Origin of the sequence: Streptomyces sp. NPDC002130 (genome assembly GCF_040296465.1) — a bacterium.
Taxonomy (GTDB): domain Bacteria; phylum Actinomycetota; class Actinomycetes; order Streptomycetales; family Streptomycetaceae; genus Streptomyces.
The window spans coordinates 1-1,793 of the sequence record NZ_JBEOXI010000659.1; the positions used below are offsets into that span (position 1 = coordinate 1).

Genomic DNA, 1,793 nt, shown 5'->3' on the forward strand with positions numbered 1-1,793 from the left:
CTGTCGTTCTCTTTCCTGGATCAGCGCCGTTTATTGCGCTTGGGGGAGTTGCCGCGGTTGCTCTGTGGCCGGTTCTGTTTCGGTTTCGACGTGGAACCACCACTGGAACCCGAGGGCTTCGGCTGTGGCTTCTTGAGCGAAACTTCCGGGGCATCGCCGTCGTCGTCGGCTGAATCCGCGGTCTTCAGCGCAGCCGGGGATCCCTTCTTCTTACTGGGATCGGGACGGGCACCAGGCTTGGGCGCATTGTCGTTGCGACGGGTGATCGCTTCCTGCTTCTTGGCTTCTTCTTCGGCGTCGATCTTGCGGAAGACGAGGTGCTGCTGACCGTAGGTCCAGATGTTGTTCGACACCCAGTACAGGAGGATCGCGATCGGAAGGAACGGTCCACCGACCAGAACGCCGAGCGGGAAGACGTACAGCGCGAGCTTGTTCATGATCGCGGACTGCGGGTTCGCGGCAGCTGCTTCGCTCTGACGTGCAACCGAAGCGCGGGAGTTGAAGTGCGTCGCGATGCTGGCGATGATCATCAGCGGAGCTGCCACGAGAATGATGTTCAGGCGTGACGGAAGCTCGGGAACATTCTCGGTGACGTAAGCCTGGAGCTGCGCAACCGGCGTCGTGATTGCCGCCGAGATGGGTGCGCCGAACAGACGGGCATCCAGGAACGACTGGACGTCAGTGGCCGAGAAGACGTAGTTCGGGGTGTTGAGGTTGTCCTCGGCGCTCATGCCCAGCTGGCCCATGCCGGTGCCGGTGCGGTTGAACGAGCGCAGGACGTGGAACAGACCGATGAACACCGGTGCCTGAGCCAGGACCGGGAGACAGCCCATGATCGGGTTGAATCCGTGCTCCTTCTGGAGCTTCTGCATCTCGACGGCCTGGCGCTGACGGTCGCCCGAATACTTCTTCTGCAATGCCTTGATCTGCGGCTGCAGTTCCTGCATCTGGCGGGTCGTGCGGACCTGCTTCACGAACGGCTTGTACAGAACCGCACGCAAGGTGAACACCAGGAACACCACGGAAAGCGCCCAGGCTATTCCGTTGTCCGGGCCGAGAATGAACCCGAAGACCTTGTGCCAGACCCACAGAATCGCGGATACCGGATAGTAGATGAAATTGAGCACGGCTCTAAGTACTCCTCTGTTCGTCCGTCGGACTGTGACACGCTGCGCGTGCTTCCGGACAGCTATGGCGGCTACCCGCATCACGGTCACGACGGGCAGGGACAGGGTCCCACCCTCCAGAATGCCAGGGGGCACACTTCGCCAACCGCACCACAGTCAAGAAAAGGCCTTTGATCGCCCCGTGAGTGCGCAGCGCTTCGACTGCGTATTCACTGCAGGTGGGGGTGAACCGGCAGGTCGGCATCCTCAAGGGCGACACATACGTCCGGTACAACTCGATACAGAAGATGAGAACAGTGGCGGGAGCGCGACGCACAGCCTTCAACACCGTGATGACACGGGAGGCTCTGGGAGTCTCGATCTGCTCAGAGAGCGGAGTACTCATGGCTCTTCACTTACCGACACCAATAGGTTCATTTTGGTCAGGCCCCCACGCAACTGCTTGGCCAGTTCAGCTGAACTGGCGGTAGCTGCGCCCGGAAGTGCGCGGATCACCACGTCCGTCTCCGGTGAAACCTGTCCGACGAAATCTGCACAGATATGACGAAGCCGGCGTGCGACTCGATGTCGAATCACCGCCGGCCCGACAGCCTTGCTCACGATCAGCCCGAAACGGGGACCGTGATTTGTTACTACCAGCGCCTCTACTTGCTCGCGATCGAACGC

General features: G+C 60.7%; 3 protein-coding genes. All 3 read right to left on the reverse strand.

Annotation, left to right across the window (positions count from 1 at the left end):
- Window positions 1-20: 20 nt before the first annotated feature.
- Complete coding sequence (gene yidC, locus ABT116_RS44135) at window positions 21-1,127, reverse strand: membrane protein insertase YidC (protein ID WP_003942570.1); 1,107 nt, start codon at window positions 1,125-1,127, stop codon at window positions 21-23.
- A 4-nt stretch (window positions 1,128-1,131) separates the two neighbouring features.
- Window positions 1,132-1,512 (reverse strand): membrane protein insertion efficiency factor YidD, encoded by a 381-nt coding sequence (yidD, locus tag ABT116_RS44140; protein WP_007729147.1) that lies wholly within the window; start codon window positions 1,510-1,512, stop codon window positions 1,132-1,134.
- On the reverse strand, window positions 1,509-1,793 hold a 285-nt coding region (gene rnpA / locus ABT116_RS44145), incomplete at its 5' end, for a ribonuclease P protein component (RefSeq protein ID WP_351646487.1). The genes yidD and rnpA, both read right to left, overlap by 4 nt.